This window comes from Oryzicola mucosus (assembly GCF_014534685.1).
In the GTDB taxonomy this organism is placed as follows: domain Bacteria; phylum Pseudomonadota; class Alphaproteobacteria; order Rhizobiales; family Rhizobiaceae; genus Oryzicola; species Oryzicola mucosus.
In genome coordinates this window covers 638,213-661,729 of sequence record NZ_JACVVX010000001.1, presented here as the reverse complement: position 1 = coordinate 661,729, position 23,517 = coordinate 638,213, and the positions used below count along the sequence as shown (strand labels likewise).

Genomic DNA, 23,517 nt, shown 5'->3' with positions numbered 1-23,517 from the left:
GCTACAGGTCGCCGGCGAGATAGCGCCGCAGGACGGCTTCCGTCCCATCCTTCCACAGCGCATCGAGTGCCGTGGCGAAGGCCTTGCGGAACACCTCGGAGCGTCCGACCTCGCCGAAGATGTCTTCCATGGCAAGCCACGCCATCGGGTCTTCGCGCGCGGTTTTCGCGGCCTTTTGCAGCCTGTCCCAGGAAGGGTCGTTGGGCTCGATTGTCTTGCCGCTTTCGGTCGTGCCATAGCAGTAGCGGCACCACAGCGCGGATTCCAGCGCGAGGCCGGGAACAGGCAGGCCTTGCTTCAGCCGGTCGGCGGTGGAAGGCAGGATGAATTTCGGCTGCCGGTTCGATCCGTCCAGGCACAGCCGGCGCACTGTGTCGCCGATCTTGGGGTTGGCGAAGCGGCGCTCGATCAGCGCGAAATAGTCGGCGAGGTCGGTGTCGGGTACCGGCGGCACGATCGGAATGATCTCTTCGGTCTCGATCTTGCGCAGGAAGGCGGCGACCAGCTCGTTCTCCATCGCTTCGTGGACGAAGTGGATGTCCATAAGCCCCGCCGGATAGGCGATGACGGCATGGCCGCCATTGAGAATGCGGATTTTCATGTGCTCGTAGGGAGACACGTCCGGCACGAACTGCACGCCGACCTTCTCCAGCGGCGGGCGACCGGCCGGGAAGTTGTCCTCCAGCACCCACTGTTTGAAGCTCTCGCAAAACACCGGCCATTGGTCGTCGATGCCGAATTCTTCCTTCGCGATGGTTTTTTCGCGCGCGCCGGTCGCCGGCGTTATGCGGTCGACCATGCCATTGGGAAACGCAACCTCAGCCGCGATCCAGGCGGCGAGTTCTGGATCGGAGATCTGGGCAAGACCAACGACGGCGTTCTTCGTAACCACGCCATTGTGGGGGATGTTGTCGCAGGACATGACGGTGAAGGGCGGGATGCCTTCGGCGCGGCGGCGCTTCAGGCCGGCGACCAGCAGGCCGAACACGGTGCGCGGCTTATCGGGTGCTGCGCCATCGGCTGCGATGTCGGGATGAGCCGGATTGAACGTACCCGATGCCGGATCGATGAAGTAGCCGCCTTCGGTGATCGTCAGCGACGCGATGCGAATGGCCGGGTCGGCCAGCTTGGACACGATGCTCTCGGCATCGCCCGGCTTGAGATAGTCGATCATGGCGCCGGTGATGCGTGCCGAACTGACATCGGCATCCTGTTCGACCACGGTGGTGAGATTGTCCTGCGCCGCAAGCACCGAGCGCATCGCCTCGTCCGATGGCAACACGCCGGCACCGACAAGAGCCCAATCGAGGCCAAGACCCGCGTTGAACAGATCGTCGAGATAGACCGCCTGATGCGCGCGATGGAAATTGCCGACGCCGAAATGCACGATGCCGGCTCTCAGGTCCTGGCGCTCGTAGGACGGTGTGCCGACAGACTTCGGCAGTGAAGCCAAGGTGGCGAGGGAGAGTTTGCTTGTCATTTCAAGACGCCTTTTTTGTTGGAGCGCCGGCAATCGCGATCCCTTCTCCCCCTTCACGAGGAGAAGGTGGCCCGAAGGGTCGGATGAGGGGCAGCACAGACACCTTGGATGACGCCGCTGCTCCTCACCTGCCTGCCGACATCTTCTCCCGCTAGCGGGGAGAGGAATCCATTCAACTCATCCAGTTGCCGCCGTCGACATTGTAGGTCTGGGCGACGATGTAATCGGCCTCGGCGGAGGCCAGGAACACCGCCATGCCCGTCAGGTCATGGGCCGTGCCCATACGGCCATAGGGTACGCTTTCACCCACCAGTCGCTTCTTCTCGCCCAGCGGACGGTTTTCGTAGCGGGCAAACAGCGAATCGACGTGATCCCAGTGCTCGCCGTCGACCACGCCGGGCGCGATCGCGTTGACGTTGATGCCGTGCTTGATCAGGTCCAGGCCCGCTGACTGGGTCAGGCTGATGACGGCCGCCTTGGTCGCGCAATAGATCGCCACGACGGCCTCGCCACGACGCCCCGCCTGGCTTGCCATGTTGATGATCTTGCCGCTCTTGCCACGCTTTATCATCGAGCGGGCGGCTGCCTGCAGGGTAAACAGCGTGCCGGCGACATTGACGGAAAAGAGCTTTTCATAGCTTGCGCGGGTGATCTCGGTGATGGGCGCGAGATCGAACAGCGCTGCGTTGTTGATCAGGATGTCGATGCCGCCGGTCCTGTCGTCGACGGCCTGAACGGCGGCATCGATGGATGCCTGGTCGGTGACGTCGAGCTGCACCGCGTAAGCGGATGCGCCGATGTCCTTCGCCGTCGCTTCGGCGCGCGCCAGATCGATGTCGCCGATGGCGACCGTCGCGCCTTCGCGCACATAGGCCTCGGCAAAAGTGCGTCCGATGCCGCGCGCGGAACCCGTGATAAGAGCGGATTTGCCTTGGAGCCGGGTCATGCGATTGCCAATCCTTCTTTGTCGAAACGGTGCAGCTTGTCGGGTTGCGGCGTCAGCCAGACCTTGGCGCCATGGTCGAGGCCGATTTCGCCGCCGGTGCGCACGGTGATCGTGCCCACGCCATCGGTGTGGACGTGCAGGAAGGTATCGGAGCCGAGATGCTCTGCGACGCCGACCGTGCCGCTCCAGGTGCCGCCGGTTTTGGAAATCGAGACATGCTCCGGGCGGATGCCGATGGTGGTCGCTCCATGCTCTTCGGCGGCTTTGCCGGAGATCAGGTTCATACGGGGCGAGCCGATGAATCCCGCAACGAACAGGTTGCGCGGGTTGCGATAGAGTTCCATTGGCGAGCCGACCTGCTCGATATTGCCGGCATTCAGCACGACGATCTTGTCGGCCATGGTCATGGCTTCGACCTGGTCGTGCGTGACGTAAATCATCGTCGTCTTGAGCTGGTGGTGCAGCTCGGAAATCTCGAGCCGCATCGTTCCGCGCAGCGAGGCGTCGAGGTTGGACAGCGGCTCGTCGAACAGGAACGCCTTGGGCTGGCGCACGATGGCGCGGCCGATGGCGACGCGCTGGCGCTGGCCGCCCGAAAGCTGTCCGGGCCGCCGTTCGAGATAGCTGGTCAGGTTCAGCGTGGCGGCCGCTGCTTTGACCTTGCGGTCGATTTCCGCTGGGTCGATGCCGGCCATCTTTAGCGGGAAGGCGATGTTCTTGTAGACGCTCATATGCGGGTACAGCGCATAGGACTGGAACACCATGGCGAGTCCGCGCTTGGCCGGCGGCTCGCCGGTGACATCTCGGCCGTCGATGGTGATGTGGCCGGAAGTCGTGTCCTCCAGCCCGGCGATAAGCCGGAGCAACGTGGACTTGCCGCAGCCGGAAGGCCCGACGAAGACGACGAATTCGCCGTTCTGGATCGCGAGGTCCACCTTCGGAATGACATTGGTGCCGCCGAAGGATTTGTGGACGCCTTTGAGTTCGATCATGCCCATTGTGGTGTCCCCTATTTCACGGCGCCGAAGGTGAGACCGCGGACGAGCTGGCGCTGCGAGAACCAACCCATGACGAGGATCGGTGCGATGGCGAGCGTCGAGGCGGCGGATAGTTTTGCCCAGAACAGGCCTTGCGGGCTGGAGAACGAGGCGATGAAGGCGGTCAGCGGCGCGGCGTTGGCTGCCGACAGCCGGATCGACCAGAACGCTTCGTTCCATGCCAGGATGATGTTGAGCAGCATGGTCGATGCGATGCCCGGCACTGCCATGGGCGTCAGCACATGGACGATTTCGTTCCACAGCGAAGCTCCGTCCATCCGTGCGGCTTCCAGGATTTCGCCCGGAATCTCGCGGAAGTAGGTGTAGAGCATCCAGACCACGATCGGCAGGTTGATCATGGTGAGAACAACCGTCAGTCCGAGCCGCGTATCGAGCAGGGCTGTGTCACGGAAGATCAGGTACATCGGCACCAGAACGCCGACAGCCGGCATCATCTTGGTCGACAGCATCCACATCAGGATGTCCTTGGTCCGCTTGGTCGGCGAGAACGCCATCGCCCAGGCGGCGGGTACTGCGATCAGCAGGGCGATCAGCGTCGAACCGACGGAGATGACGACGGAATTCATGAACGGTTTGAAATAGCCGTTCTGGGTCTGCACCAGCACATAGTTCTCGAAGGTGAAGGACGGGATCAGCCCGAACCCCTGGATCGCCTCCGTCTCGGACTTCAGCGAGGTGATGACGGTGTAGAGGATCGGAAAGAAGATCAGCAGCGCCACGGCCCATGAGGCGACCGTGAAGAAGACTTTGCGTTGGGTTGTAACCGCGCGAGCCATGATGTTCTCCTACCGGTCCAGGTTCTTGCCGACCGTGCGCATCAGGAAGAAGGCGACGATGTTGGCGAGGATGACTGCGATGACGCCGCCCGCCGATGCGCCGCCCACGTCGTAGGACAACAGGGCCGTGCGATAGATCAGGAAGGCGAGGTTGGTGGAGGCGAAGCCGGGGCCGCCATTGGTGGTCACCAGGATCTCGGCATAAACCGCCAGCAGGAAGATGGTCTGGATCAGGATCACGACGGTGATCGAGCGCGCCAGATGCGGCAGCGTCAGGTGGATGAAGCGGCTGAGCACGCCGGCGCCGTCCATCTCCGCTGCTTCCTTCTGCTCGCCGTCAAGCGACTGCAGGGCGGTCAGCAGGATCAGCGTGGCGAAAGGCAGCCACTGCCAGGCGACGATGATGACGATCGAGAAAAGCGGGTATTGGCCGAACCAGTCGACGGGCTGGAAGCCGAGCCATCGCGCCATGTCGGCGAACACGCCATAGCTGGGATGCATGATCATGTTCTTCCAGATCAGCGCGGCCACCGGCGGCATGACGAAGAAGGGCGAGATCACCAGGATGCGGACGAAGCCCTGACCGAACATCGGTTGGTCGATCAGGATCGCGAGCAGGATGCCGCCGATGACGGTGATGGCAAGCACACCGAGCACGATGGTCATGGTGTTGGCGATCGACTGCCAGAAGGCAGGGTCGGTATAGAAATAATAATAGTTCTCGAAGCCTGCCCAGCTGCGGTTGATGGGGTTGAGCAGGTTGTAGTTCTGGAACGAATACCACAGCGTCATCGCCAGCGGCACGATCATCCAGATCAGCAGCAGACCGACGGCGGGCGCCATCATGAACCGTGCAAGCGTGCTTGTGTTTCGCGTGGCCATTGCGTTTCCTCCCGCGTCTGCATGCTAAGTGCGTGGTTTGGGAACCGGGCTCCCGGCGCTGCCGCAATGACTGCGTCGGAGCGTCCTGCTTCGAAGGCGTGCCTGAGGCAGGAGAGGGCACCCGGCCGAAGCCGGGTGCTTGTCCAGAGAGGAGCTTACTTGATGTAGCCCGCGCGTGTCATTTCACGCGTGGTGATCGACTGTGCCTGAGCGAGCGCGTCATCGACCGTGGACTGCCCGGCGATAACAGCCGAGAAGAGCTGGCCCACCGTCGTTCCGATGCCCTGGAACTCAGGAATGGCGACGAACTGGCCGCCCGTATACGGCACCGGCTTGACGGTCGGCTTGGTGATGTCGGCGGCGTCCATCGCAGCCAGAGTGGTCGAAGCGAAAGCTGCGGCCTTCAGATACTCATCGTTCTTGTAGAGGGACGTGCGGGTGCCCGGAGGCACGTTGGCCCAGCCTTCCTTCGATGCGACGAGTTCGGTGTAAGCCTTGTCGGTCGCCCAGGAGATGAACTTCTTCGCTGCGTCGGCCTTCTGCGAGCTTGCCGGCACTGCGAGGTTCCATGACCACAACCAATTGCCGTGGTTCTTCAACTCGCCCTTGGAGGGGAACACCGTATAGGCCACCTTGTCGGCGACGGTCGAATCCTTGGGGTTAGACACGAAGGAGCCGGCGCTGGTGGCGTCCATCCACATGCCGCACTTGCCCTGCTGGAACAGCGTCAGGTTCTCGTTGAACCCGTTGGCGGAGGCACCCTGCGGTCCCGCGTCCTTCATCAGGTCGACATAGAACTGCAGTGCTTCCTTCCATTCGGGCTGGTCGAACTGCGGCTTCCATTGTTCGTCGAACCAGCGTGCGCCGAAAGAGTTGGCCAGCGCGGTGATGAAGGCCATGTTTTCGCCCCAGCCGGCCTTGCCGCGAAGGCAGATGCCGTTGACGCCGGTCGCACGGTCGGTGATCTTGCGCGCTGCCTCGCCGATGAATTCCCAGGTCGGCTCTTCCGGCATCTTCATGCCGGCCTTTTCCAGCAGATCGGTGCGGTAGATGGTCATGGCGGATTCGCCGTAGAACGGCGCGGCATAAAGCTTGTCATCGACCGAAAGTCCGCCCCGGATCGCCGGCAGGAGATCGTCGACCTCGTAGTTGGAGCCGAGGTCGTTCAGTTCCAGAAGCCAGCCCTGCTTGGCCCAGATCGGCACTTCGTAGTTGCCGATGGTGAGGACGTCGTACTGGCCGCCCTTGGTGGCGATGTCGGTCGTGACGCGCTCACGCAGCACGTTTTCTTCCAGCGTCACCCACTGAAGCTGGATATCCGGGTTCTTGCTGGTGAAGTCGTCGGTCAGCTTCTGCATGCGGATCATGTCACCGTTGTTGACGGTGGCGATGGTCAGCGTCTCTGCTTTAGCAGCCATCATCATGGCCAGCAGCGAACATGCGCTCAACGCGAGCGTTTTGGCTTTCATGGAAACCCTCCCTGGTTCACACTAATGAGCAAATGCTTTGTGTGTGGGCAATTACTCACTCAATCCTTGAAAAGGTCAAGTGAAATCGTCGCTGCGCTGCAGCAAGCTGGGTTCCGAATCCGATAGAAGGCCTATTCGCTATCCGCTTCGGCCAGCAGCCACTCGCGAAAGGCTTTGATTTTCGGCACATTGCGCCGTGCTTCGGGATAGACCAGCCAATGCGCCTTCTCATCGCCCGCAACGATGTCGAAAGGCTGGACGAGGCGGCCGTGGCGCAATTCGTCGGCGACGAAAGCCGGCGTCAGGATGGCGACGCCGTTGCCTGCGATGGCGGCATTCGCTTCCAGCGCCTGCGAGCCGAAATTGTTGGCCGGCCTGTCGTGCAGCCCATCGCGCGGCAGCCCCGCGGCATCGAACCACCGCTCCCACCACGGGTCGCTGGGATCGAGAATGGGCAGCTTCAGCAGGTCCGCCGGCCTGTCTAGAGGGCCTGCGCGCTGAAGAAGGCTGGGGCTGAGCATGGGCGTGAACAGGGTTTTCATCACCATATGCCGCGCCATCCCCGGCCAATCGCCGAATCCCGTGCGAATCGCCACGTCGTAGCCTTCGCGGCTGAGATCGAAGACCTTCCCGGAGGTTTCGAAACGCACGGCGAGCTTCGGATTGGACATCTGGAACGACCCGATCCGGCGCGCCAGCCAGTTCGATGCGAAGGTCGGTGCGCTGGTGATGTTGAGAATACCGCCGGCCTCGCCGCGAGCGGCAGCATAAGCGTCTGTTATCAGCGCGAAAGCTTCGGCCACGCCCGGCTGCAGCCTCAGGCCCGCTTCCGTCAGTTCGATCTGGCGCGGCTTCCTCAGAAATAGCGCCGAGCCGACGCGGTCTTCCAGAACCTTGATCTGATAGCTGACGGCGGCTTGCGTCATGCCCAGTTCTTCCGCTGCCTTGGTGAAGCTGAGGTGGCGGGCGACGGCGTGAAAGGCGCGCACGGCGGTCAGCGGCGGAAGAAGGTCGGGTCTATCCATTAAATCTCCTTATGTCAGGAGATCGTCATTCGATTGGAATTGCAAGCATTTTGTCGCCAGAGTCGATGTCAACGAACAAGTGCGATCGTCAAGGCGATCGTCGGCGACGGAAGGACAAACATCATGAGCATCTGCGAAACGCATACCTCCAAGCGCTCCACCGGCTTTGGCGCCATCCTGCTGCTGCTTCTGCGCGCACCGTTCCGGCTTCCCCGGCGCAAGCGCATCGTCGATCTGCGCACTCTGCCGGATCACCTGCAGCGGGATGTCGGCGTCATCGACGGAAAGGATCCCACGCCGCGTCGTCGCTGACATCGCTAGCGGTGTTGCAGCAGCGCTTCCGCGGTGGTCTCGTCGGTGATCAGGCCGTTGATCATTTTGCCCTGTATGGCGGCGGCTATGGCGGGAAGCTTTCGCCTGCCCATCGCGCTGGCGATGATGGTGCAACGGGCGGGATCGGGCAGGACGGCGCTTGCCACCCTGTCATTGGTCAGGCCCTCGATCACGCGACCTTCGGCGTCGAAGGCGCGGCCGACGATCTCTCCCACGGCGCCCGCCTGCTGCAGGGCACTGAGGTCGTCGCGTGTGATGAAGCCGTCGAGATAAAGCGGCGCCGAATCGCTGAGGTCGCCGATGCCGATGAAGGCGACATGGGCCTGCGCCGCGAGATCCAGCGTGGCGCGGATCATCGGCTGGCCCTGCAGCATGGTGCGCTCCTCGAGCGAGGAGACGATGACCGGCAGCGGCATCGGGAAGGAGCGCGACTTGACGGTGTCGGCCATAGTGAAGACGACGTTGTAAAAGGCTGCCGAGCCATCCGGTGCGATGTTGCCGGTCAGCGAAACCACCTTGTGCTGCGGACATTCGATCGGCGGCAGCTGTTCGATGGCAGCCTTCAGCGTGCGGCCGGTACCCATCGCGATGATGGTCGGGTCCTCGCGGCGCAGCCAGCGTTCGATCTCCGCGCCGGTGGCTTGAGCCACCCCGAGCGTGGTCGAATCCGACCCTGGATCGGAAGGGACGACCTCGACGAAGGCAAGGCCGAAACGGTCGGCCAGTTGCCGCGACAAGGTCAGGCACTGTGCGATGGGATGGTCGATGCGCACCTTGACCAGCCCTTCGGCCTGCGCCAGCGACACGAGCCGCTGGGCGGATTGCCGGGAAACGCCGAGCTTGGCGGCGATCTGGTCCTGCGTGTTGCCGGCAACATAATACAGCCAGGCTGCTCGGGCCGCATCGTCCAGTCTGGAGCCGCTCATCGTCATGGTCTGCTCTGCGCGCCTTCCTCAGCCGGGGTGGCAATTGATAAGACCATTTCCCGGTCGCCGACAAGCGGCAATCAGACGAACAGGCTCCAGGCAAAGCGCAGGCAGATCAGCAGCAGGAAGATACCGAAGGCGACCTCCAGCCGCCGCTTGGACAAAGAGTGCGCCAGGCGGGCGCCGACCGGGGCGGTCATGATGCTGGTGGGGATGAACAGCAGCAATCCGATCAGCGAGACATAGCCGAGCGCCAGGGGCGGCTGCAGGGCGGCGACGCCAGGAAACTCTGCGGCGCGCGGCCAGCCGGCATAGATGTAGCCGATGGCGCCTGGGATCGAGATCAGGATGCCGAGCCCCGAAGACGTCGCCACCGCCTGGTGGATCGGCCTGCCGTAGAAAGTCATGAACAGGTTGGACAATTGCCCCCCGCCGATGCCCATCAAGGCCGAAAGTAGGCCGATGATCCAGCCATAGACGGTCATGAGAAGCTTGCCGGGCATGTCGAGGCCGAAACGCCAACTGTCCTTGCCGAAGAGCAGCCGGATGGCAGAGACGCCGGCAACAAGGACGAATACGATCTTGAACAGCTGCTCAGGCGCGTAACGCGCGATGAAGCTGCCCATGACGACACCGACGACCACCGGGACGGCCCATTGCCGCAGGATCGTCATGTCGACTGCGCCTTTGGCGAAATGCGCGCGAAAGGAGCGTACCGAGGTTGGAATGATGATGGCGAGCGAGGTGCCGATGCACAGCGGCATTCGAACCTCCTCCGGCACTTCCAGAATGCGGAAAAGCTCATACAGCACAGGCACCGCGACCGCGCCGCCGCCGACCCCGAATACGCCGGCCAGGAGACCGGTTATCGCGCCTGCCGCCAACAGCGAAACAGCAAGCAGGATCAGGTCGGAAACGGGAATGCCATACATCGTGGGGTTGACCTCGGGAGCAGTGGAAAGAGAGCCCTGCAACCGAGCTAAACCAGAAACGCCCGGCTGAACAGCCAAGAACGCCGTCGCAATGTCATCGGAGCGGGGAAATGGCGCGTGCCGCGGTGTTGTGGAATGTCGTACCGGTCTGCGACGAAGGTGGCGAACGCTTGCGCGCAGGCTGCTTCGCCTCTTGATTTTTGCCCCCCGAACCTCGATATCGGGCGCACCCTACAGGCATCATTTAGAACGGGAAGCTGAGATGAGCGACCAGAACAAAGACGATCGCATCTTCGATGAGCCCATCGTTGACGAGGCTCAGCCGGAAGGCGCGGACGACGCCAATAGCGATTACGAGGCGCTGGTGCGCCTGATGAAGGAAAACGAGGAACTCAAGGACCGCTCGCTGCGCATCGCCGCCGATATGGAAAACCTGCGCCGCCGCACGGCGCGCGAGGTCCAGGATGCACGCGCTTATTCGGTGGCGAATTTTGCCCGCGACATGCTGACGGTTTCCGACAATCTGCGCCGCGCCATCGATGCGGTGCCCGCCGAGCTGCGTGCCGCCGGAGAGGCCGGCCTTACCGCGCTGGTCGAAGGCGTCGAGATGACCGAGCGTTCCATGCTGACCACGCTGGAGCGCCACGGCGTCAAGAAGCTGAGCCCGGAAGGCGAAAAATTCGACCCGAACTTCCATCAGGCGATGTTCGAGGTGCCGAACCCGGCGGTTCCCGCCAACACGGTGGTCCAGGTCGTCCAGCCCGGCTATTCGATCGGCGACCGCGTGCTGCGTCCCGCTATGGTCGGCGTCGCCAAGGGCGGTCCGAAGGCCGCTGCGGAAGCGCCCGCCGAACCCGGCCCGATCAACGAACAGGCCGAACGCGACGCCTGATCCGAAGAAAGGGCGACGGCGGTACCAGCCGTTGCCCGTTATCTGTCAGAGGCCGGTCTTGGACCCGATCCAGTCGGTGTAATTGGACAGACGGGAATAGACGCCATAGGCGTTGGCATGGCCGCAGGCGGCATTCGCGTCGTAAGGCCCTTCGCCCCAGTTGACGATGCCGATCTGCTCCACCCCATCCTTGCCGGTCACGAACAGCGGCCCGCCGCTGTCGCCATTGCAGGCGTCGCGGGCGCCCGTGGTGGTGCCGGCGCAGATCATGTTGTCCGTCAGCGGATCGCCCATGTCTCCCGCGATCGCTACCGCGCCCGCATCGATGCCGCGCTCGGAATAGCGCATGCGCGTCGACATCTGCTTCAACATGGTGCGCAGATCCTTGGCGTAGATGTCCTTGATGCCGGCGTTGCAGGCAGCGTTTGGCGCAAGGTCGAGCTCGGCCTGCATCAGCGCGGACGGAAAGCTGCCGTCATCCGTCATGCCCCAGCCGATGACGGTGGTTTTGCCCTTCTCGACGCGGCTCTTTCGCAACTTGATCGAGGGCGCGGCCGCCGGTTCGACGAGCTTCAGAAGACCGATATCGTTGTCCAGCGACACCTCGCTATAGCCCTCATGCACGATGACCTGGCTGACCTTGTAGCGCTTGCCCTCAGCGAGGTCGGTCGCTTCGGTCAGGATGGTCACGGTTTCGGGCGCGATGGCGGTGCCGCCGTCATAAAGGCAGTGCGCCGCCGTCAGCACCCATTGCGGCGCAATCAGGCTGCCGCCGCAGAACTGGGCGTCGGTCTGCGACGCCGGTTGCTCGTCGAGCATGTCGCTGCTCAGCAGCGCCACCTGGAACGGCCAGGCGCCTTTTTCCGCCTCGAGCCCGCCGAACACGCGGTCGCCTTCGTCCTTGTCGGCCTCCTTGGCCTGCGCCCGGGCCTGCGTGACCCGGCTTTTCGGCGACAGTTCAGCCCTGCCGGACGCATCCCGGGCTTGTGCTGGGCTGCAGGCAAGCGCCGCCGTGATCGCCAGCATGGATGCTGCTGCGACCGAACCTTGCATGATGTTCAAATGATCCTCCTGAGACCAAACCCCGCATGAGCGGTGAAGCAATGAAATCTTCGCCGGCTGCGATATCAAGCCCCCCACGGGCCAGACGCAGCGATTTCGTCTTGCCAATATTGGATTATTTGCGGCAAAACTTGTCGATGGGGGAAGGGGATGCTTCGGCCTGGAGAAGGCTCAAGAAAAAATTCCGTTGTTTTTCAACAAATTGATGCGAGATCGGCGTCAACCACGATCCCGACAACATTTTCTCATGTCTTGGAATTCTTGCTGACTGACTTTGGGAGAGTCTCACCGTGCTTAAACTGACAAAGACACTTGCCGTGTCCGCACTCCTCGCGTCCGCTGTTTGCTCCAGTTCCGCATTTGCCGAGCCGGGGGCGGCGAACGAAGGCAATGGCGAAGCGCCGCGCGCAGCACCCATGGACGATCTCGACATCGGCCGCGCCAAGCCGATCGCCCCGCCAAAGCTCAAGGAGGACGAGACCAGCCGCGCGGCACCCACCGACGAGGATGCGGCGGTAAAATCCTTCGGCATCGTCGGCCGTTCGAGCGCCGGCAAGGATGTGGTTGTCGAGCCGAGCGAAACCATGCGCAAGATCATCCTCGAGGAGCTGAATGCGCCCGCTCCCGGCGACAAGAAGGCGGAAGGAACGTCAGGCCCGGCCATCGGCATCGATCCGGCGCTCGGCGAAGGCGAAGAGGCCAACCGGCAGGTCTTCGGCGACGACGACCGCGTCCAGATCAAGAACACCAAGGTCTACCCCTTTACCGCCATCGGCTATCTCGAAGGCAAGACCAAAGGCGGCGCTTTCGGCAGCTGTTCGGCCACTCTGATCGGTCCGCGCACCGTGCTGACGGCCGCGCACTGCCTGTACAATCATGACGATGGCGGCTGGCTGGATGAGTTCATTTTCGTCCCGTCGTTGAATGGCTCGACCGCCGACGACGCGCCCTATGGCGCATTCGACTACGACACCGCCTATATCGTGCAGGGCTATATCGACAATTACCAGGGTTTCTACGGGTCGGTCGTGCCGTGGGATCTGGGGGTCATCACGCTGAAGGAGCCGGTCGGCGACAATCTCGGCTGGCTCGGTTATGCCAATTACGACAATCTCGGCGATTTCGACGCCAACATCGTCGGCTATCCCGGCGACAAGCCGATGGGCACCATGTGGCGCGCCACCTGCAATGTGGTGGCCGAGCAGATCGACGAGATCAACTTCCAATACGACTGCGACACCTATCCGGGGTCGAGCGGCAGTTCGGTCTATGCCTACGACAACGCCGTCAAGCAACGCATCGTCGTCGGCGTCAATGTTGCCGAGAGCCCGAGCGCCAACACCGCCGTCCGGCTCAACAAGACCTATGTCGAGTGGATCAACAGTCTTTGGAAGTAAGGCGCTTTGACAGAAAAGGCGGGAAGCCCCGCCTTTTCTGTCTTGGCTTTACTTGCGGACCGGACCGGTGCGTTCCGCCGAACGAGCCCACAAATTAATGTCGGCCTCGTTGGCATAGCGGTCGATTTCCGCCAGCTCTTCGGGCGTGAAGTTGGGGTTCTTCAGCGCGGCGACGCAATCCTCGACCTGTTCCGGCCGGCTGGCGCCGATCAGCGCCGAGGTCACGCGTCCGCCGCGCAGCACCCATGCAATCGCCATCTGCGCCAATGTCTGGCCGCGCCGTTCGGCAATGGCGTTGAGCGCGCGGATGTTGGCGAGGTTGTCCTCGTTGAGGAAGGCGGGACGCAGCGACTTGCCCTGCGCCGCGCGGCTGTCATCGGGAATGCCGTCGAGATACTTCGTCGTCAGCATGCCCTGCGCCAGCGGGGAAAAGACGATCGAGCCGACCCCGAGCCCCGACAGCGTGTCGAGCAAGCCGTCGTCCTCCACCCAGCGATTCAGCATCGAATAGCTGGGCTGGTGGATGAGGCAGGGCGTGCCGAGCGAGCGCAGGATGGTGACGGCTTCGCGGGTGCGTTCGGAATTGTAGGAGGACAGGCCGACATAGAGCGCCTTGCCGGAGCGGACGGCGTGGTCGAGCGCCATCATTGTCTCTTCCAGCGGCGTTTCCGGGTCGAAGCGGTGCGAATAGAAGATGTCGACATAGTCGAGCCCCATGCGCTTGAGGCTCTGGTCGAGGCTGGCGAGCACATATTTGCGGCTGCCCCATTCGCCATAGGGGCCGGGCCACATGTCGTAGCCAGCCTTTGTCGAAATGATCATTTCGTCACGCAGTCCCGCGAAATCCGTGCGCAGGATTTCGCCGAACGCGGTTTCGGCCGAACCGGGGGGCGGGCCGTAATTGTTGGCGAGATCGAAATGGGTGATTCCCAGGTCGAAGGCGGTGCGGCAGATATCGCGCTTGAGATTGTGCGGCTTGTCCTCGCCGAAATTGTGCCACAGGCCCAGCGACAAAGCGGGGAGCTTCAGCCCCGAATGACCGCAGCGGTTGTAGACCATCGAATCGTATCGGTTTTTTGCCGGTTGCCAGCGCATCGTCGTGCCTCCAAAATCTTTCTTTCCAGCTATCGAAGCCGGGTGCCGGCACTTTAACCGATTTGACCGACAGCGCCATCGGCCCGGCGCTATTGGCGGGGGACTTTATCCGCTTGGGCGGACGGTTCCGGACGCGTCGTCACATAGAAGGCGCTGCCGAGCATGAAGACGGCCACGCCCAATGCCAGCCAGAGGCCTGGCTGCACCGTGATGAAGAAGATCCCATAGCCCGACGCCATGCCCAGGCAGGCGAGCAGCTTGGCCCGGCGCGGTATGGCGCCTTCTTCCCGCCAGGCGCGCAGAGAGGGTCCGAAGCGGCGGTGGTTGAGAAGCCAGGCTTCGAGCCGAGGCGACGAGCGGCCGAAGAACCACGCGGCCAGGATCAGGAAAATTGTCGTCGGCATCACGGGCAGGACTGCGCCGATGACGCCCAGCGCGAGCATAAGGAAGCCGAGAACGAGATATCCGGAACGTCTCAGCATTGTCGCGCGATCGGCCGGATGACAGCTTCACCGTCTGCCCGGTCCAAACCCTTTCATCCAAAGATGTCCGCCACGAGGTCATGCACGCGGCGGAATGCGGCGTCTCCGCCCTCCACCACCTTTTGCTCTTCCGCGGCATCGAGTTCAAGCGCGTCGAGCGCAGCGGTGAAGGTACGCCAGTGCAGGCCGCGCCCTTCCGGTGCGCCGGCGAGGTGGCGCGCCCCGAAAGTCTCGGAGAGACCGAGCTTCGCGGCTTCCTTGAGCAGGAAGGCCGCACCCAGGTTGGAGCCTTCCGCCACATAGAGCCAACCCAGCGCGGCGGGAATATCGGCTTCGGTGCCGAACGCAGCCGCGCCGGCCTGCGGAATGGCAAGGCCGAGATCGGCCAGATCCTGCTCGATCAGTCCCAGGCGGCGGCGACCTGCCAGATCCGGCAGCAGGCGGTCGAGTTCAGGATTGGAATACAGCGCGTCGATGTCGCGGTGGAAGCGGTACTGCACGGTCACGAACATGCCATAGCGGGCGCGGTCGGCGAACGGATTGCCTGCCATGATGCGCTTGTCCAGCCGCTCATGTGTCGGTGCCGTGCGGGCCTTGAGCACTTTCCAGCGGCTCGTCTCGATGGGGTGTTCAATGTCTGCGATGCTGTTCATGCGCTGCCCGTCTGCTCGTTTTGACCAGCCTCGCGCGGCAAGCCTGAAAGGCGCTTTATTACCGATTGGAGCACACCACAACGCCGAAATGAGGCATCGGTGAAGAAAGTCTTCCTTCACGCTCAAGTATGGCGCCAGTTTGATCCGGCGAAGTGCTTGATCCCGTCTGCCGGAAGGGGCAAAGATCGCCGTGGTTTGAAAAAGGACAATGCCTTGAACGCGGAAGCCCTGGTCGTCATTGATGTGCAGAACGATTTTTGCCCCGGAGGCGCGCTCGCCGTTGCCGGCGGTGATGAGATCGTGCCCATCGTCAACCGATTGATCGCTTCCTCCGACCATGTCGTGCTGACGCAGGACTGGCACCCCGCGGGCCACTCAAGCTTCGCTTCGTACCATGCCGGCAAACAGCCCTTCGAGACCGTGATGATGCCCTATGGCGAGCAGGTTCTGTGGCCCGACCATTGCATTCAGGGCGCGTGGGGCGCGGAATTCCATCCGGGGCTTGTCTGGACCAAGACGGAGCTGATCGTCCGCAAGGGATTCGATCCTGCGATCGACAGCTATTCCGCCTTCTACGAAAACGACCGCACCACGCCGACCGGTCTCGCCGGCTATCTGCGCGAGCGCGGCATTGGCAAGGTCGTGCTTGTCGGGCTGGCGACGGATTATTGCGTGGCCTATTCCGCCCTGGATGCGGTGGGCCATGGCTTCGACACCACCGTATTGCTCGAAGCCTGCCGTGGCATCGACCTTAACGGTTCCATGGCGGCGATGATGGTGGCGATGCGGGATGCCGGCGTGAAGCTCGTCGAATAAAACCCCGCCCTTCGCATCGAAGGACGGGGCGATTCTGAGCGAACTTGGTCGCTCAGCTTGCTTTGCGCGACCGAACCAGCCTTGGCTTCGAGGGCGCTGTTGTTTCGCGCTGGCGGTTGGACGCAATGAAGTCGACGATGCGCGGGACGATCTCCGAGCGGAAGCGCGAGCCGTTGAAGACACCGTAATGGCCGACCTTCGGCTGCATGTAGTGTGCCTTCTTCTCCGCCGGAATGTTGTTGCACAGATCGTGCGCGGCCTGTGTCTGGCCGAGGCCGGAGATGTCGTCATTCTCGCCTTCGATGGTCAGCAGCGCCGTCTTGCGGATCGCCGAGCAATCCACCAGCGCCCCGCGATGCTTCATCTCTCCTTTGGGCAGCAAATGCTTGACGAAGACGGTGTCGACCGTCTGTAGATAGAACTCGGCGGTCAGGTCCATGACGGCGAGATACTCGTCATAGAAATCGCGGTGTTTATCGGCGCCGTCGCCATCGTCCTTCACCAGATGCACGAAGAATTCCTTGTGCGCCGTGATATGCCGGTCGAGATTCATGCTCATGAAGCCGGAAAGCTGCAGGAAGCCCGGATAGACCTCGCGCATGAAGCCGGGTTCGGGCCATGGCACCTGCATAATGGCATTGTCGCGGAACCAGTCGATGCCCTTTTCCTCGGCCAGCTTGTTGACGGCGGTTGGGTTTCGGCGGGTATCGATCGGCCCGCCCATCAGCGTCATCGAGGCCGGCGCGAAGCGGTCGCCGCGCTCTTCCATGATGGCGGCAGCGGCCAGTACGGGCACGGAGGGCTGGCAGACGCCCATGACATGGGTGTCCGGGCCGAGCGTATGAAGCATATCGATGACATAGTCGATATAGTCGTCGAGATCGAAACGGCCTTCGGTCAGCGGCACCATGCGCGCATCGGTCCAGTCCGTGATGTAGACCTCGGCATGGGGCAGCATGGCTTCCACCGTGCCGCGCAGCAGCGTTGCATAATGGCCGGACATCGGCGCCACGATCAAAAGCTTAGGATCTGCGCGGCGTGCCGCGGGCAGATCGCGCTTGAAGTGAATGAGCTGGCAGAAGGGTCGCGACCAGACGATTTTCTCGGTGACATCGACTGATGTGTGGAAATCGAGGGCCGTTTTTGTAAGGCCGAAGGCCGGCTTGCCGTAACGGCGCGTGGTGCGCTCGAACAATTCGGCGGCGGCGGCGACGGATCGCCCGAAGGGAAGATGCGAAAATGGATTGAGGGGGTTTGAATAGAACAGCTTGACGGCGTCGGCATAGGCCCGCGCCGGCTGAAGCGCGGCGTGGCTCATTTCATAAAACTGATAGAACATCTATTGGTCCCTTCTTCCGTTCCACAGGAACGGGGTCCACCCTATAGTACCGGGGGTAAACGAAGGTATCAGAGATTTGTTGCAACGCAATATGCCCGCAACGGGCAAACGGCTTCTTCTTTCTCTGCAATCTTTGAAAATATTGGACTGTTTGCACATCACCGGATGCGCAGGCACACGCCCCGGCCGTGCCGCGTTAGGCAGCCGACCGCCGGTCAGACGCCTTCGACCAGCACGATCTCACCTTCGGCGAATTTCTGCCGGATCGACTTGGCATGCTGGTATTCGGCGGAATGGTAGCAATCATGCGCGTCCTGCATCGAGGCGAACTCGATGATGACGTTGCGCGCCCGCCCTGCGCCTTCCGCTGCCTCATGCGCACCGCCGCGCGCGATGAATTTGGCGCCGTAGCGCTCGAAAGCCGGTTTCGCCGCCTCGACATAGCCCTTGTAGCCTTCCGGGTCGCGGACGTCGACGCGGGCGATCCAATATGCCTTGGTCATGGTGGTATCCTCCTGATGTGCCCTTAGGCGGCTTCCATTTCGCGCAGGATAGCTTGCGCCGCCGCTCGCCTGTCAACCGCGCCGACGATGGGACGAGCGACGACGAGATGGCTGGACCCGTTGCGCAGCGCCTCTGAAGGCGTCACCACACGCTTCTGGTCTCCATGGTCTGCGCCCGCTGGCCTTATGCCAGGCGTGACCACCGCAATGTCCTGTCCGACGATCTTGCGCACGGCCGCGGCTTCGCTTGCCGAGCAGACGATGCCGCCCATCCCCGCCGTAAGCGCCTGCTCCGAGCGCCGCAGCACCAGCGTGTGCGGATCGTACTCATAGCCCGCCGCTGTCATGTCGGTTTCGTCCATCGAGGTCAGGACGGTCACCCCAAGCAGGCACAGTTCGCTGCCGCGCGCAGCCTCGACGCCGGCTTTCATCGCATTCGGATAGGCATGCAGCGTCAGCATGGTCACGCCCATCTTGACGATGTTCTCCACGCCCTTGGCCACCGTGTTGTTGATGTCGAGCAGCTTCATGTCGAGGAAGACCTTGGTGCCGGCCTGCGCAAGCTCGCGGGCGAAGTCCAGCCCGCCGGCGAAGGCGAGCTGATAACCGATCTTGTAGAAGGTGGCGACGCCGTCCAGCTCGCGAACCACCGCTTCCGCCTCTTTCACGGTGGGCACGTCGAGCCCGACGATGAGGCGGTCGCTCATGGAGGCAGGGACGATCATGCTTCAGTCCTCATCGACATCATTGAAGCCCGCTCGATCAGGGCCTTGGCCAGGCGGTCCATGGATTTGCGCAGGCGCTCTTCCTTGAAATTGCCGCCTTCGTCGAAAGCCTCGCCGGCGCTCGGCACGGACACCTGCGGCGCAATCACATCGGCCTGGATATGGGCGAGAACCGCGCGCAGATGGCTGGCGCTGCGGATGCCTGCGAAATGGCCGTCGGACGACGAGCAGATCGCCATCGGCTTGTCGGAATAGGGCTTGAGCTTGCCCGTTTTGTCGCTGTGCGCCCGGCTCACCCAATCGATGGTGTTTTTCACCAGCGGCGGAATCGAGCCGTTATATTCGGGCGTGCAGATGACGATGCCGTCATGGTCGGTGAAGATGCGGGCGAGCTTGACCGCATTCGCGGGCACGCCCTTTTCCTTTTCCAGATCCTGGTCGACCAGCGGCAGGGGATAGTCGCCGAGCGATATGCGGGTCACCTCCGCGCCGTTCTGGGCGAGCACTTTCTGCGCGATGTCAGCGGTTTTGCCGGAATAGGCGCCCGTGCGCAAAGAGCCGGCGAAGACGAGAATTCGGGGAGTGACACGCATCGGGGCGCCTTTTCGTCGGAAGAACTTAAGCGCTTCAGCTGTGGCGCGGACGCGAGCGGTAGACCCAGAGCTGGGCAGGCGGAATGTTGCGCAGCACGAAGTCGAAATGCTCGACCGAATAAGCGCCCAAGCCGGGCGGCACCGGCGATTTCGGACCATAGGTGATCTGCACCACGGGCCGGCCGGCGGGGATGCGTTTGAGAATGCTCTCGAGATAGGCGACACGCGTCTGGACCGGGAAGTTCAGCAGCGGCACGCCGGAGATGACGGAATCGAACTGCTGGTTGTTCAAGGCGCCGAGCGTCTTGTCGAGATTGAAGGCATCGCCCTGGATGATGTTGACCTTCGGATACAGCCGATGAAGGTGTTGGACGAAATCGTGGGAATATTCGACCGCATAGAGGTTTTCGGGCTTCACGCCACGGGCGAGGATCGCCTTGGTGATGACGCCGGTGCCGGGTCCGAGTTCCAGAACCGGAAGGCCGGATTGGGGGTTGACCGCCGAGGCCATGCGCTTGGCCGTCACGGAGCTTGTGGGAATGATGGAGCCAACGGCTTTCGGCTTGTCCATCCAGCCCTTGAAGAAGCGAACCTCGTCGTCGAACTTTGCCGCCAGCGACTTCCGCAGCCCGGATTCACGCGCCATATATCTCTCTCCTCGTGGCCCCCGGAGGATCAATAGCACCATCCCCGGTCATGGCAAGCGTCGAGCTGACGCTGCGGCAGATTACCGACGGATACGCGGTCACCGCTCGCCGAAGGAGTCGAAGAAGTCCTTCATCCGCGCGAAGAAGCCGCTGGACTGCGGAGAATTCTCCTTGGAGGAGAGCTGCTCGAACTCTTCGAGAAGCTCGCGCTGGCGCCGTGTCAGGTTTTGCGGCGTCTCCACCGCGGTCTGGATGTAGAGGTCGCCGAACTGGGATTGGCGCAGCACCGGCATGCCCTTGCCCTTCATGCGGAACTGGCGGCCGTTCTGGGTGCCTTCGGTGACCTTTACGCGGGTCTGCGTGCCATCCAGCGTCGTCACCTCGAACGAGCCGCCAAGGGCAGCTGTTGTCATCGAGATCGGCACCTTGCAATAAAGGTCGGCGCCGTCGCGCTGGAAGAACTCGTGCGGCTTGACCGACAGGAAAATGTAGAGGTCGCCCGAGGGTCCGCCGCGCAGGCCCGCTTCGCCTTCATTGGCCAGCCGGATGCGCGTGCCGTCCTCGATGCCCGAGGGGATGTTGACCGAAAGCGAGCGCTCCTCGGTGATGCGGCCCTGGCCGGCGCATTTCGGGCAGGGGTCCTTTATGGTCTGGCCGCGGCCCTGGCATTGCGGACAGGTCCGCTCGATGGAAAAGAAGCCCTGGCTGGCACGCACCTTGCCGTGGCCGGCGCACATGCTGCAGGTCACAGGCTGGGTGCCGGGCTTGGCGCCGCTGCCGGAACAGTCGCTGCAGGCGATCGACATCGGCACGCGGATCTGCGCGGTTTTGCCCTGGAAGGCTTCCTCCAGCGTGATTTCCATATTGTAGCGCAGGTCGGCGCCGCGTTCGCGCCCGCCCGAGGAGCGGCGCCGTCCGCCACCGCCCATCATCTCGCCGAAGATGTCTTCGAAAATGTCGGAGAAACCGCCGCCGCCGAACCCCTGGCCGCCGCCGCCCATGCCGCCATTTTCGAAAGCGGCATGGCCGAAACGATCATAGGCCGCGCGCTTATTGGGGTCCTTCAACGTCTCATAGGCTTCGTTGATTTCCTTGAACTTGTGCTCGCTGGTGCTGTCGCCGGGGTTCTTGTCCGGGTGGTATTGCATGGCGAGCTTGCGAAAGGCTGCCTTGAGCTCTTTCTCGTCAGCGCCCTTCTGGACGCCCAGCGTTTCGTAGAAATCAGCTTTCATAGTTTCCCGCTGCTCGGATATCGGCTGTCGCCCCCGGCGCTTTGCCATGGTGGAGAGACGACCGCCATCCGATTTAGTGACCAGATGCCGCCTGCGCCAGAGTGGGACAGGTCTTGGCAGCATCTTTTTAAATCCAGGTTGCAAAAAAGCCCGGCGAGCCGGGCTTTTCCGTTGATGCGCAGACGATCAGGCCGACTTTTTCTTGTCGTCGTCTTCGTCGATCTCTTCGAAGTCGGCATCGACCACATCCGAATCCTTGGCGGCGTCCGCCTGGGCGTCGGCTTCCGCAGCCTCCTTCTGGGAGGCTTCGTACATGGCCTGGCCGAGCTTCATCGACACTTCGGCGAGCTCCTGGCTCTTGGCGCTGATCGCCTCGACGTCGTCGCCTTCGGCAGCCGTCTTCAGGGCTGCGATGGCATTCGAAATCGCTGTGCGATCGTCCTCGGTAACCTTGTCGCCATAATCCTTGAGCGACTTCTCGGACGAATGCACCAGGGCTTCCGCCTGGTTGCGGGCTTCCACCAGGGCGCGGCGCTTCTTGTCGCTGTCGGCGTTGGCTTCCGCGTCCTTCACCATCTTCTCGATATCGGCGTCGGACAGACCGCCCGAAGCCTGGATGCGAATCTGGTGCTCCTTGCCGGTGCCCTTGTCCTTGGCCGTCACATTGACGATGCCGTTGGCGTCGATGTCGAAGGTGACCTCGATCTGCGGCACGCCGCGCGGTGCGGGCGGAATACCGACCAGGTCGAACTGGCCGAGCGCCTTGTTGTCGACGGCCATTTCACGCTCGCCCTGGAAGACGCGGATCGTCACGGCAGACTGCGAATCCTCGGCGGTCGAGAAGACCTGGCTCTTCTTGGTCGGGATCGTGGTGTTGCGGTCGATCAGGCGGGTGAACACGCCGCCCAGCGTCTCGATGCCCAGCGACAGCGGGGTCACGTCGAGCAGCAGAACGTCCTTGACGTCGCCCTGCAGAACGCCGGCCTGGATCGCTGCACCCATAGCGACGACTTCATCGGGGTTGACGCCCTTGTGCGGCTCCTTGCCGAAGAACTGCTTCACGATTTCCTGGATTTTGGGCATGCGGGTCATGCCGCCGACCAGAACCACCTCGTCGATGTCGCCGGCCTTCAGGCCCGCATCCTTCAGCGCCGCCTTGCACGGTTCGATGGTGCGCTGGACGAGATCTTCGACCAGGCTCTCGAACTTGGCGCGCGACAGCTTCATCGTCAGGTGCTTCGGGCCGGAAGCGTCCGCGGTGATGAAGGGCAGGTTGATTTCGGTCTGCGAGGACGAGGACAGCTCGATCTTGGCCTTCTCCGCAGCTTCCTTGAGGCGCTGCAAAGCGAGCTTGTCGTTCTTCAGGTCGATGCCCTGTTCCTTCTTGAACTCGGCAGCCAGATACTCGACCAGACGCATGTCGAAGTCTTCGCCGCCCAGGAAGGTATCGCCATTGGTCGACTTCACTTCGAAGACGCCGTCGCCGATTTCAAGCACGGAGATGTCGAAGGTGCCGCCGCCAAGATCGTAGACGGCAATGGTCTTGCCTTCCTTCTTGTCGAGACCGTAGGCGAGCGCGGCTGCGGTCGGCTCATTGATGATGCGCAGCACTTCGAGGCCGGCGATCTTGCCTGCGTCCTTGGTTGCCTGGCGCTGGGCGTCGTTAAAATACGCGGGAACGGTGATGACGGCCTTTTCGACCTTCTCGCCGAGATAGGCTTCCGCCGTCTCCTTCATCTTCTGAAGGATCATGGCCGAGATCTGCGAGGGCGACTGCTTCTTGCCGCCGGCTTCGACCCATGCGTCGCCATTGTCGCCCTTGACGATCTTGTAGGGGACGAGGTTCTTGTCCTTGGCGGTGACCGGATCATCATAACGGCGCCCGATCAGGCGCTTGACCGCAAAAACTGTGTTTTCAGGATTGGTGACGGCCTGGCGCTTGGCCGGCTGTCCTACAAGGCGCTCGCCGTCGCCGGAGAATGCCACGATGGAAGGGGTCGTGCGCGCGCCTTCCGCATTCTCGATGACCTTGGCTTCCTTGCCATCCATGATGGCGATGCACGAATTGGTCGTTCCGAGGTCGATACCGATTACTTTAGCCATTTGTTCTCTCCACTAAGCAGGCTCTCAGGACCCGTTCCGGCGTTCCGACGAAAGCCCCTGTCACAACAAATTCCGGCCGGCGGATGGTTGTGTGCCATAAGCCTTCCGGTGTGCGGCGTATATAAGAACAGGCTTTTCGCCGCGCAAGCGT

The 23,517-nt window shown here is 62.4% G+C and carries 24 protein-coding genes; 4 read left to right on the top strand and 20 right to left on the bottom strand.

The window, feature by feature from the left end:
* Nucleotide 1: 1 nt before the first annotated feature.
* From ICI42_RS03075 to ICI42_RS03045, 7 genes are all read right to left on the bottom strand, one after another.
* On the bottom strand, nucleotides 2–1,480 hold the full coding sequence (locus ICI42_RS03075) for a mannitol dehydrogenase family protein (RefSeq protein WP_188163047.1): 1,479 nt from the start codon (nucleotides 1,478–1,480) through the stop codon (nucleotides 2–4).
* Nucleotides 1,481–1,652: 172 nt separating this feature from the next.
* Nucleotides 1,653–2,426, bottom strand: coding sequence for an L-iditol 2-dehydrogenase (locus tag ICI42_RS03070; protein WP_188163046.1), 774 nt, complete (start codon nucleotides 2,424–2,426; stop codon nucleotides 1,653–1,655).
* Entirely contained in the window at nucleotides 2,423–3,424 is a 1,002-nt protein-coding gene (locus tag ICI42_RS03065; RefSeq protein WP_188163045.1) for an ABC transporter ATP-binding protein, read from the bottom strand. Before ICI42_RS03065 ends, ICI42_RS03070 begins: the two co-directional genes overlap by 4 nt.
* 11 nt (nucleotides 3,425–3,435) lie before the next feature.
* On the bottom strand, nucleotides 3,436–4,260 hold the full coding sequence (locus tag ICI42_RS03060; protein ID WP_188163044.1) for a carbohydrate ABC transporter permease: 825 nt from the start codon (nucleotides 4,258–4,260) through the stop codon (nucleotides 3,436–3,438).
* Nucleotides 4,261–4,269: 9 nt separating this feature from the next.
* On the bottom strand, nucleotides 4,270–5,142 hold the full coding sequence (locus ICI42_RS03055) for a carbohydrate ABC transporter permease (protein ID WP_188163043.1): 873 nt from the start codon (nucleotides 5,140–5,142) through the stop codon (nucleotides 4,270–4,272).
* 155 nt (nucleotides 5,143–5,297) lie between these two features.
* Nucleotides 5,298–6,611 (bottom strand): ABC transporter substrate-binding protein, encoded by a 1,314-nt coding sequence (locus ICI42_RS03050; protein WP_188163042.1) that lies wholly within the window; start codon nucleotides 6,609–6,611, stop codon nucleotides 5,298–5,300.
* A 131-nt stretch (nucleotides 6,612–6,742) separates the two neighbouring features.
* A complete protein-coding gene (locus tag ICI42_RS03045; protein WP_188163041.1) occupies nucleotides 6,743–7,636 on the bottom strand; it encodes a LysR substrate-binding domain-containing protein in 894 nt (297 codons plus the stop codon).
* Nucleotides 7,637–7,759: 123 nt separating this feature from the next.
* Here ICI42_RS03045 and ICI42_RS03040 point away from each other — a divergent pair, with 123 nt between their 5' ends.
* Nucleotides 7,760–7,948, top strand: coding sequence for a hypothetical protein (locus tag ICI42_RS03040; protein ID WP_188163040.1), 189 nt, complete (start codon nucleotides 7,760–7,762; stop codon nucleotides 7,946–7,948).
* 5 nt (nucleotides 7,949–7,953) lie between these two features.
* Here ICI42_RS03040 and ICI42_RS03035 read toward each other — a convergent pair whose 3' ends face one another.
* Both ICI42_RS03035 and ICI42_RS03030 read right to left on the bottom strand, forming a co-directional pair.
* Nucleotides 7,954–8,895 (bottom strand): sugar-binding transcriptional regulator, encoded by a 942-nt coding sequence (locus ICI42_RS03035; RefSeq protein ID WP_230980133.1) that lies wholly within the window; start codon nucleotides 8,893–8,895, stop codon nucleotides 7,954–7,956.
* A gap of 80 nt (nucleotides 8,896–8,975) precedes the next feature.
* On the bottom strand, nucleotides 8,976–9,827 hold the full coding sequence (locus ICI42_RS03030) for a sulfite exporter TauE/SafE family protein (protein WP_188163693.1): 852 nt from the start codon (nucleotides 9,825–9,827) through the stop codon (nucleotides 8,976–8,978).
* Nucleotides 9,828–10,089: 262 nt separating this feature from the next.
* On the opposite strand from ICI42_RS03030, the gene grpE reads away from it, so the two are divergent.
* Nucleotides 10,090–10,719 carry a nucleotide exchange factor GrpE gene (gene grpE, locus ICI42_RS03025; protein WP_188163038.1) on the top strand — a complete coding sequence of 210 codons (630 nt, stop codon included), beginning with the start codon at nucleotides 10,090–10,092 and terminating at the stop codon, nucleotides 10,717–10,719.
* 45 nt (nucleotides 10,720–10,764) lie between these two features.
* On the opposite strand, the gene ICI42_RS03020 is transcribed toward grpE, so the two are convergent.
* On the bottom strand, nucleotides 10,765–11,772 hold the full coding sequence (locus tag ICI42_RS03020; RefSeq protein ID WP_230980187.1) for a S1 family serine peptidase: 1,008 nt from the start codon (nucleotides 11,770–11,772) through the stop codon (nucleotides 10,765–10,767).
* A 299-nt stretch (nucleotides 11,773–12,071) separates the two neighbouring features.
* Here ICI42_RS03020 and ICI42_RS03015 point away from each other — a divergent pair, with 299 nt between their 5' ends.
* A complete protein-coding gene (locus ICI42_RS03015) occupies nucleotides 12,072–13,178 on the top strand; it encodes a trypsin-like serine peptidase (RefSeq protein ID WP_188163037.1) in 1,107 nt (368 codons plus the stop codon).
* 48 nt (nucleotides 13,179–13,226) lie between these two features.
* On the opposite strand, the gene mgrA is transcribed toward ICI42_RS03015, so the two are convergent.
* From mgrA to ICI42_RS03000, 3 genes are all read right to left on the bottom strand, one after another.
* Nucleotides 13,227–14,273 (bottom strand): L-glyceraldehyde 3-phosphate reductase, encoded by a 1,047-nt coding sequence (gene mgrA, locus ICI42_RS03010; RefSeq protein WP_188163036.1) that lies wholly within the window; start codon nucleotides 14,271–14,273, stop codon nucleotides 13,227–13,229.
* A gap of 89 nt (nucleotides 14,274–14,362) precedes the next feature.
* A complete protein-coding gene (locus ICI42_RS03005; RefSeq protein WP_188163035.1) occupies nucleotides 14,363–14,755 on the bottom strand; it encodes a YbaN family protein in 393 nt (130 codons plus the stop codon).
* 53 nt (nucleotides 14,756–14,808) lie between these two features.
* A complete protein-coding gene (locus ICI42_RS03000) occupies nucleotides 14,809–15,408 on the bottom strand; it encodes a biliverdin-producing heme oxygenase (RefSeq protein ID WP_188163034.1) in 600 nt (199 codons plus the stop codon).
* Nucleotides 15,409–15,621: 213 nt separating this feature from the next.
* On the opposite strand from ICI42_RS03000, the gene pncA reads away from it, so the two are divergent.
* Entirely contained in the window at nucleotides 15,622–16,224 is a 603-nt protein-coding gene (gene pncA, locus ICI42_RS02995; protein WP_188163033.1) for a bifunctional nicotinamidase/pyrazinamidase, read from the top strand.
* Nucleotides 16,225–16,276: 52 nt separating this feature from the next.
* Here pncA and ICI42_RS02990 read toward each other — a convergent pair whose 3' ends face one another.
* The 7 genes from ICI42_RS02990 to dnaK all read right to left on the bottom strand — a co-directional run bounded on the left by ICI42_RS02990 (nucleotide 16,277) and on the right by dnaK (nucleotide 23,366).
* Nucleotides 16,277–17,563, bottom strand: a complete 1,287-nt coding sequence (locus tag ICI42_RS02990) for a polyhydroxyalkanoate depolymerase (RefSeq protein WP_188163032.1) — start codon at nucleotides 17,561–17,563, stop codon at nucleotides 16,277–16,279.
* A gap of 215 nt (nucleotides 17,564–17,778) precedes the next feature.
* Complete coding sequence (locus ICI42_RS02985) at nucleotides 17,779–18,066, bottom strand: DUF1330 domain-containing protein (RefSeq protein ID WP_188163031.1); 288 nt, start codon at nucleotides 18,064–18,066, stop codon at nucleotides 17,779–17,781.
* Nucleotides 18,067–18,089: 23 nt separating this feature from the next.
* Nucleotides 18,090–18,791: an orotidine-5'-phosphate decarboxylase gene (pyrF, locus tag ICI42_RS02980; RefSeq protein ID WP_188163030.1), complete on the bottom strand. Its 702-nt coding sequence runs from the start codon at nucleotides 18,789–18,791 to the stop codon at nucleotides 18,090–18,092.
* Entirely contained in the window at nucleotides 18,788–19,384 is a 597-nt protein-coding gene (locus tag ICI42_RS02975) for an NADPH-dependent FMN reductase (protein ID WP_188163029.1), read from the bottom strand. Before ICI42_RS02975 ends, pyrF begins: the two co-directional genes overlap by 4 nt.
* Nucleotides 19,385–19,418: 34 nt before the next feature.
* Nucleotides 19,419–20,030, bottom strand: a complete 612-nt coding sequence (gene pmtA, locus ICI42_RS02970) for a phospholipid N-methyltransferase PmtA (protein WP_188163028.1) — start codon at nucleotides 20,028–20,030, stop codon at nucleotides 19,419–19,421.
* A gap of 99 nt (nucleotides 20,031–20,129) precedes the next feature.
* Nucleotides 20,130–21,263: a molecular chaperone DnaJ gene (gene dnaJ / locus ICI42_RS02965; RefSeq protein WP_188163027.1), complete on the bottom strand. Its 1,134-nt coding sequence runs from the start codon at nucleotides 21,261–21,263 to the stop codon at nucleotides 20,130–20,132.
* Between the two features lie 186 nt (nucleotides 21,264–21,449).
* Nucleotides 21,450–23,366 carry a molecular chaperone DnaK gene (gene dnaK / locus ICI42_RS02960; RefSeq protein WP_188163026.1) on the bottom strand — a complete coding sequence of 639 codons (1,917 nt, stop codon included), beginning with the start codon at nucleotides 23,364–23,366 and terminating at the stop codon, nucleotides 21,450–21,452.
* Between the last annotated feature and the right edge of the window lie 151 nt (nucleotides 23,367–23,517).